Raw genomic sequence first — 8,260 nt, 5'->3', positions numbered from 1 at the left:
CTGGGCTCCTCAGGTGAATTTCATCTTTTTGCTGTTTTACAGCGCTTATTCAAGGACTAGGCCGCCAGACGGGCACCGAGCGCTCCGGCTAGCCGCGCGGCTTCATCAACGTGCAGCGTACCAAGCTCAGCAGGCAGCTGCGCCACCCCCCAAGCGCGGGCGGCCAGCTGCGCGAGCGCGTCGTCCCGCGCGGCCTCGACCCGCGCGGCCGCACCAGCGTCGAGCTGGCCTCGGAACCATGCGTCGAGATCCCAGGCCAGCTGCGCGTGGCGGGTCTCGTCGGCGGCGACGCGGGCGTATACCCTGCGCAAGCGCGGATCCTGGGCTCGGCGAGCGCGAACGTTGGCGATGAGCGCGGCGAAGGTCTCGTAGACACATCCCTCACTCGCGTTTTGCTCGGCGAGCGCGAACAGGGTCATCGGCGCATCGTGGAGTCGCGTTGGCGTTGGCACACAGCCTCCGTGAGCTACGGCGAGCGCCGTCAGCCATCGCGCATGATTGCCCTCGTCAGCGGCCGCCGCGTGGCAGCGTGCGACGAGCTGCGCGGGCGCCCCCCACCCCTCGAGCGCAGCGGCGAGCTGCTCGAAAGCGTCGACCGAGGCGGCTTCGAGGTAGGCCATCGCCGCGAGCCGCCGTCCGAGCGCGCTGGTGCAGCGATCGTCGCCGGCCTCGACGTGACCGAGCGGCCGCCGACCTTCCGTACACACGATCTCTACGCCCAATCCCGTGCAGCTGATGTGTCCGTCTTGATCGGAGTCCGGGGGCAGGTAGAGGTCGCAGGTGTCGATGCTGGTCGGCTCCCAGCCGCCAACGGTCCGGGCATAAGCTTCGCTGCAGGCCGCCTCACAGTCGGCGCCGTACTCCTCTACGAGCGCCTCGATCTGTGCGGGAGTGAGTGACTCGTCGATCTCGAAGTCTTCCGCAGGCAGGATGCATTCCTCGCCCGAGGAGATGTGGCAGTTGGCCAGCGGAACCGTGGAAAGGACGGCGAGCAGCGCGTGGCGAACATCCATGCGTAAAATTCTACACGAGAGAGGATGCGAAGACGTGATAAATCTGCGGACAGAACGGTCACGGGTCCTTGGGTCGAGTTTGCTGGACCCATGAACGGCGGAATGGCGGAATGGCGGGTCCGCGACGCGTCGCCTGTCAAACTCGCAGCCCGTCGCTACGAGCTGCGCTCGTCAAACCGCCGAACGCCGTCCATGTCGTGATCCCAGTCCGCGCGCGACCCACAAAAAATATGGGTCTTGATCCCCACGCCGATCGGATCGTCGAGGGTGCCCGCGGTCAGGTACACGTTGGTCTCGTCTTCTTCGGCGGGCAGCGGCGTGCCGCAGGTCTTGCAGCGCGTGATCGAGTAGGTCGGGCGCAGCTCGTACGTCACCCGGTGGTCTTCACCGCTCACCCAAAAAAACCGCTCGCGCGGAACGATGACAATGGCGTTGCCCGTGCCGCCGCTGGCCTTGCGGCAATTCGAGCAGTGGCACAGCCACACACCGTCGAGCTCACCCTCGAGCTCCCACTCGATTTCGTAGCGCAGCGCCCCGCACAGGCAGCTTCCCTTGCGACGCGACATGGAAGCTCAGTCCGTCGAGCCGCGCGCGGTGCCGTGGTAGGTGGGCGGGGTCTTGTAGCGCAGGTTCTTGCGGGCCCGGGTCCGCAGCTCTTCGACGCCGCGCTCGTGCAGCACCGCCTGCGCGGCCGCCAACCTTGCGACCGGGATCCGGTAGGGCGAGCACGAGACATAGTCGAGCCCAAGGTCGTGGCAAAAGCCAACCGACTGCGGGTCGCCGCCGTGCTCACCGCAGATCCCAATCTTCACGCCCTGCCGCGCGGTCCGGCCCTTCTCGACCGCGATGCGCATCAGCTCGCCCACGCCCTCACGATCGATCGACACAAACGGGTTGCGCGGCAAGATCCCCTGATCCACGTAGTGGCCCAGGAACTTGCCAGCGTCGTCGCGGCTAAACCCAAACGTGGTCTGGGTCAGGTCGTTGGTGCCAAAGCTGAAGAACTCTGCGTGCGCTGCGATCGCGTCGGCGGTGAGCGCTGCGCGGGGCAGCTCGATCATCGTGCCGATCTTGTAGTTGATGTGAATCCCACGCTTGCGCATGACCTCACCCGCGACCCGGTCGACGACCTCGCGCTGCAGCTTCAGCTCGCCCGCGTCACCCACGAGCGGGATCATGATCTCCGGGTCGACCGGGATCCCGGTCGCAATGCACTTGGCCGCGGCCTCGAACAGCGCCTGGGCCTGCATCTCGATGATCTCGGGGACCAAGATCGTGAGCCGACACCCACGCCAGCCAAGCATGGGGTTGATCTCGGTGAGGCTGAGCACCCGCTCGTACAGGGCCTCGAGCTCGGCGAGCTCGGCCGCGCGCTCGGCCTTGCCCTTGCGCTTGTTCTTGCTGGTGGCCTTGAGCACCTCGATCTCGACCTTGAGCTCGGTCGGGTTGGGCAAGAACTCGTGGAGCGGCGGATCCAGGGTGCGGATCGTGACGGGCAGCCCGCTCATGGCCTTGAACAGCGCCAGAAAGTCGCGGCGCTGCAGCGGCAGCAATTTCTTGAGGGCCTTGCGCCGCTCGGCCTCGGTCCGCGCGAGGATCATCTGCTGCATCTTGGGCATGCGGTCGGCGCCAAAGAACATGTGCTCGGTCCGCGCCAGCCCAATGCCCTCGGCCCCCAGCGCCAGCGCCATCTGGGCGTCGGTCCCGGTGTCGGCGTTGGCCCGCACGCGCAGCCGCCGGGTCAGATCCGCCCAGTCCAGCAGCCGCTCGAACGCGGCGAAGATCGTGCTCTTGCTGGGGTGCAGCTTGCCAGTCACGACCTGCACGACCTCCGAAGGCATGGTCGCGACCTGGGCCAAGATGACCTCGCCTGTGGTCCCGTCGATCGACAGCCAGTCGCCGCGCCCGATCGTCTGACCGTTGATGTGCAGCTGCTCGCGGGCGGTGTCGATCCGCAGGGCCTCGCAGCCAACCACGGCCGGCTTGCCCATCTGCCGGCCGACCACGGCCGCGTGGCTGGTCATGCCGCCGGTCACGGTGACCAGGCCAACGGCCGCGTGCATGCCGTGGATGTCGTCGGGGCTGGTCTCGTGGCGCACGAGCACGACCTTGTTGCCGGCCTCGGCCTCCGTCACGGCGTCCTCGGGGGTGAACACCAGCTGCCCGCACGCGGCCCCCGGCGAGGCGTTGATCCCCTGGGCCGCGACCTCGTACTTGGCCCGATCCGCAGGGTCGAACACCGGGTGCAGCAGCTGCAGCAGCTGCACGGGCTCGACCCGGATCACCGCCTCTTCACGGGTGATCAGGCCCTCGTCGACCATGTCGGTCGCAACCCGCACCGCCGCGATCCCGGTGCGCTTGCCAGCGCGGGTCTGCAGCATGAACAGCTTGCCCTCTTCAATGGTGAACTCGAAGTCCTGCATGTCGCCGTAGTGGCGCTCGAGCCGAAGCGTGATGTCTTGCAGCTCGGCGTAGGCCTCTGGGAGGATCGTCTCGAGCTCCTCGAGCAACAGCGGGGTCCGAATCCCGGCGACGACGTCCTCGCCCTGGGCGTTCTGCAGGAACTCACCATAGAACTCGCGCTCGCCGGTTGCGGGGTTGCGGGTGAAGCCAACCCCGGTCGCGCTGCGATCCCCACGGTTGCCAAACACCATCGCCTGAACGCTGCACGCGGTGCCAAGCGCGTCGGAGATGTCGTGCAGCTTGCGATAGTGCTTGGCCCGCTCGGTGTCCCACGAGCCAAACACGGCCTCGATCGCGCCGCGCAGCTGGGCGTGGGGCTCGCGGGGGAACGGCTTGCCGGTCTGGTCGCGGACGATCTTTTCGAACGACGCGATGATCTTCTCGAGCTGCTTGGCGTCGAGCTGCGAGTCGCTCTGCTTGCGGCTCTTGCGACGCGCGGCGCTGAGGACCTCCTCGAACGGGGCCCGGTCGAGGCCCAGCACCACGTTCGAGTACATCATGATGAAGCGGCGATACGCGTCGAACGCAAACCGTGGATCCCCGCTGGACTTGGCCAGCCCGCGCACCGACTTGGGGTTGAGGCCAAGGTTGAGGACCGTGTCCATCATGCCCGGCATCGAGAACTTGGCGCCCGAGCGCACCGAGACCAACAAGGGCTCGTCGGCGTCACCAAACTTGCGACCCATCCGCTGCTCGAGCAACGCGAGGTGCTCGTCGATCTGCCGCGAGACCTCGGCGGGGACCGTGCCCAGATCCCGATGCAAGATGCACGCGTGGGTGGTGATCGTGAAGCCCGGCGGGACCGGGATCCCAGCGTTGCTCATCTCGGCCAGCGCAGCACCCTTGCCGCCCAGCAGATCCTTCATGTCATCGCGACCCTCGGCCGCACCATCTCCAAACGAGTAGACATACTTGCGGGGCATCGTGGCGCCAGCTGTACGCCCGTAGCTGTCAGCGGTCAATGCCCGCGCGCTGGCCCCCCCGTGAGTTGGGTCCGCCACCCCCGCACGCCCAAGAGGCGGGAGAGACCTGTCTCCCCCGCCTTGGTCTGCGCTGGCTCGAGAGCCGGGCACGCATGTCAGCGGTCATGCTTGGCTCAGCACTTTTTCCACTGCCAATGGAAGATCTTCTTGAACTGGCCATCGATTGAGGTGTTGTTGAAGATGCCGTTGCCGGTGGGGTTGGCGATCGCGTTGAGCTGCAACGACGTATTGATGGCAAAGATGGACGAGGTGCCGCACGGTGACCACACGAGCGACTGGAACGGGACCTCGTCGGAGAAGACATAGAAGTCGTCGAACGGGCCAACGAGGTCGCTGTGGGCGCTGAATCCAACTGGTTGGCCGGCGAAGAAGTAGTTCGAGGTCTGGCGGGCCTTGATCTTCTTCTCGAGGAACGCGTAGCCGCGCGTGTTCACGGTTGCGACGGAGACCTGCCAGCCGCTGGGCACGTGGAGCTTGACGCTGGCCACGCAGTTCGTGGTCTTGATTGGCGGCGGTGGCGGGTTGGTGAGCAGCATGTCCTTGAAGATCAGGATGAAGCTCTTCTTGTCGCTGGAGATCTGGGCCACCGCCGAGCCCGGCAAGGGACAGCCCACGCCGCTCGCAACGATGTCCTCGATGTAGACGTCGTCGGGCGAGGGCGTAATCTGGGCGACCTTGTCAGGCACCAAGTTGTTCGGACCCGGGGCCTGTTCCTGCGCGCCGCTGATGCCGAGCTCCGCGAGGTAGTCGAACTCCTCGTGTGACGGGTCTTCCAAGGCCGCGAGCATGTCCAGATTGTCCTGGTCGTCGACCGACTCGCCGTCATCGACAGTGCATGCCGGGACGACGCCCAGCAAGATGGCGATGACGCCCGAGCGGACGATGAGACGCTTGTTTGGGTCCTTCATGATGACTCCTCCTACAAAGCGGTACCCCATGCACCGCATCAAAGGAAATTATGGCACCCGCAAATGCCATTGCCAGCGAATGGATTGCGGGCATTCAATTGGTTGCCAATGTCATCATTTGGCAATACGCGCGATTCACCCTGCGCGGGCTCGTGCACGCAGAGCGCCCGGCTTCAACCGCGAGCGCGCGCGGGAGCCTGGGCCTGATCCTGTCAACCATTCTCCAACCTCAACACTTCTGCCACTGGATTGTGAAGTTGTTGGTCCGAACCTTGTCCGTGCCGGATCCCTGCGGGTTCTGGATCGCGTTGAGGACCATGGCGGTGTTCATGCCGAACAGCACCGAGCCGCCGCAGGCTGACCACACGACCGACTGCGACGGGACGTTGTTCACGAATCGGAACCGAGCAGCGATCGAGCCCTCGAGGTTGTTGACGACGTTGTACCCGGGGTCTCCGGCGAAGAAGAAGTCCGAGGCATGACGGACCTTCATCCCCTGCTCGAGCGACACGGTGCCACGGGTCTCGATCGCCGCCGCGGAGAACTGCCAGCCCGTGGGCACGTGGAGCTTGGCGCTCACGACACAGTTCAGCGTGCTGATCGCTGGGCCTGGCGGGTCGACCGGGGCCGTGATCAGCATGTCCTCGAACCTGAGATCGAGGCGCTGCAGATCGGGGGAGAGCTTCACATCGACGGACCCTGGCTCATTAAATGGGCAGCCCGAGCCGTTGACGACCACGCTCTCGACATAGACCTGTTGGGGGTTGGGCGTCGCGGCCAGCGGCTCCCCTGCACCCGGGGACAACAGCTCCTCGCTGGCATCACGTGCTGCCGCATCAACGACCACGATCATGTCCCGATCGTCGATTTCTTCGCTTTCATCGAGGTTGCACGCGGGCGCCGCGGCCAGCAAGATGACGGCGACGCAGGAACGGGCGATGACTTTCTTGTTGGGGTCATTCATGCTGAAAGCTCCTATGATCGCGGCGCGCGTGCACCGTATCGACAACACCATGACACCGCGCCCGACCCTTGTCACCCGAATGGATTGCAGGTATGGCAGCCGCGAGATCAGCACTTGCGCCACTGAAACTGGAATTCCTTCTTGAAGCTGCCATCAATTGTTGTGTTGTTGAACACGCCGGCGCCGTTGGGGTTGAGCGTCGCGTTCAAGATCAAGGATGTATTGACCGCGAAGATCGCCGACATTCCGCAGGCCGACCACACGATCGACTCAAATGGAATTTCGTCCGAGAACACATAGAACTCGTCGATTGGGCCCACGAGCTTGGCGTGGGCGACGAATCCAACTGGGTCGCCCGCGAAGAAGTAGCTCGACGTCTGCCGGGCCGTCAGGCCGTTTTCCAGGAACGCGTAGCCGCGCGTGTTGATGGTCGCAACGGAGACCTGCCAGCCGCCTGGCACATGGAGGCTGACGCTGGCCACGCAGTTTGTGACCTTGACCGTGGGGCCCGGCGGGTTGCTGAGCACCATGTCCGCGAAGGTCACGATGAAGCTCTTCTTGTCGATCGATATATCGCTCACCGCCGAGTCGGGCTTGGACTTTGGACAGCCCGCTCCATGGGTGGTGATGCTCTGAATCCACACGTCGTTGGGATCGGGCAGCATCTCGACGTTGCCGCCCGCCCCCTGCGCGCGCTCGGTGTCAACATCGGCCACGCCCGCGTCAATCGCGTCAATCGCGTCAATCGATGAATCAACCTCATCCCCACCGCAGGCCGCGACGACCACCAGCAAGCTCGCCAGCCAGACGCTGGCGCGGACGAAGTTGTATCGCTGGGGTTCGTTCATGCTCGAGCTCCAACGCGGCCGCACCATCCACCGCATTGGTATTACGATGACGCCGAATGCCTCGCTGTCACACGAATGAAGTGCAGGTATTTGTTTGGTCGCGAATGTCACACTTCAGCATTGCCAGCCCCCGCGCGGGTGCCGGCGAACTCGTCGAGCGCGCGCCTGGGTGCAGATCGTTACCGGCCCACGCAGCCGCCAAACCGAAAGAAGCTGCGGCGGGACTGGCTGCTACTGGCTGCTACTAGCATGCCCAGCAAGATTGTCGGGGGCACGGCTCTCGACGATCCGACGGTGCCCGTCATGATCCATTGAACAGCTGGTGGCTGTGATGTCGGCGCCGCCGCCCGGCTCATGCCCCAGGTGTCATGGCCCATGCCTCGAGGACCAGATGCACAGCGTGGATCCGACGATCGGACGACTCGCCCGCGCGCTCGATAGCCGCGGCTTCGAGCGCTTGGTGTCCGTGCGGGTGCGCGCGCCGGCCCGCCGCAAGATCACGACGATCAAGGAGGTCCGCATCCTGACCGGCATGGGCCTGAAGCTGGCCAAGGACGCCGTCGAGCAAGGCCAGGTCATCCTCGACGCGGTCCCCCCAGGTGTCGCCGCCCACGCCTGCGAGCGGCTTGGGCGGTTTGGGGCGACCACCTCGATCGAGCACGCTCACGCGCACCTCTATGCGTTTGCCCCCCATCACGAGCGTCGCGGTGAGCAAGTCTGCGAGCGGCTCTCGGTGATCGGCGTCGAGCTGTTGTGCACCCGCGGGCAACTTGGCGCATGGGGGCATAACGTGGCGACGCGGCCCGGCGACGGGGGTCTCCACGCCCTGCTCGAGGCGATCGATCAGCACCGACGTCGCTGGGCGGCGAGTGGGCTGGTCGAGGCGGGCAGCGAGATCGAGATCCTGTCGCGGGTTGGCGCGCGCGCGCCAAAGCTGGAGCGCGAGATGGCCGAGTCGGATCAGGACAGCGGCGCGCTCGCCCGCGCGGCCGCGGTCTACGGCGACTGGCTACAAGCCCAGGGTGACCCGCGCGGCCTCGTTGGCGCCGCCGCCCTGGCGCTCGCCGACGCGCGCGACCCC

General features: G+C 65.6%; 7 protein-coding genes. 1 reads left to right on the top strand and 6 read right to left on the bottom strand.

The window, feature by feature from the left end; all coding sequences use genetic code 11:
* Positions 1-56: 56 nt before the first annotated feature.
* The 6 genes from DB30_RS39435 to DB30_RS39410 form a co-directional block, all read right to left on the bottom strand.
* On the bottom strand, positions 57-1,013 hold the full coding sequence (locus tag DB30_RS39435) for a ferritin-like domain-containing protein (protein ID WP_052559135.1): 957 nt from the start codon (positions 1,011-1,013) through the stop codon (positions 57-59).
* 155 nt (positions 1,014-1,168) lie between these two features.
* A complete protein-coding gene (locus DB30_RS39430) occupies positions 1,169-1,579 on the bottom strand; it encodes a GFA family protein (RefSeq protein WP_052559133.1) in 411 nt (136 codons plus the stop codon).
* Between the two features lie 6 nt (positions 1,580-1,585).
* Positions 1,586-4,399 (bottom strand): pyruvate, phosphate dikinase, encoded by a 2,814-nt coding sequence (gene ppdK, locus DB30_RS39425; protein WP_052559130.1) that lies wholly within the window; start codon positions 4,397-4,399, stop codon positions 1,586-1,588.
* Positions 4,400-4,572: 173 nt separating this feature from the next.
* Positions 4,573-5,367, bottom strand: coding sequence for a DUF4360 domain-containing protein (locus DB30_RS39420; protein ID WP_052559128.1), 795 nt, complete (start codon positions 5,365-5,367; stop codon positions 4,573-4,575).
* Positions 5,368-5,596: 229 nt separating this feature from the next.
* Complete coding sequence (locus tag DB30_RS39415) at positions 5,597-6,331, bottom strand: DUF4360 domain-containing protein (protein WP_052559126.1); 735 nt, start codon at positions 6,329-6,331, stop codon at positions 5,597-5,599.
* Between the two features lie 107 nt (positions 6,332-6,438).
* A complete protein-coding gene (locus DB30_RS39410) occupies positions 6,439-7,179 on the bottom strand; it encodes a DUF4360 domain-containing protein (RefSeq protein WP_052559124.1) in 741 nt (246 codons plus the stop codon).
* A gap of 391 nt (positions 7,180-7,570) precedes the next feature.
* On the opposite strand from DB30_RS39410, the gene DB30_RS39405 reads away from it, so the two are divergent.
* Positions 7,571-8,260 (top strand): ribosomal protein L7/L12 (locus tag DB30_RS39405; protein ID WP_205633175.1); only part of this gene is annotated, 690 nt, incomplete at its 3' end.

The organism is Enhygromyxa salina (genome assembly GCF_000737335.2).
Taxonomy (GTDB): Bacteria; Myxococcota_A; Polyangia; order Nannocystales; family Nannocystaceae; genus Plesiocystis; species Plesiocystis salina_C.
This window is presented reverse-complemented; position numbering and strand designations above follow the sequence as displayed.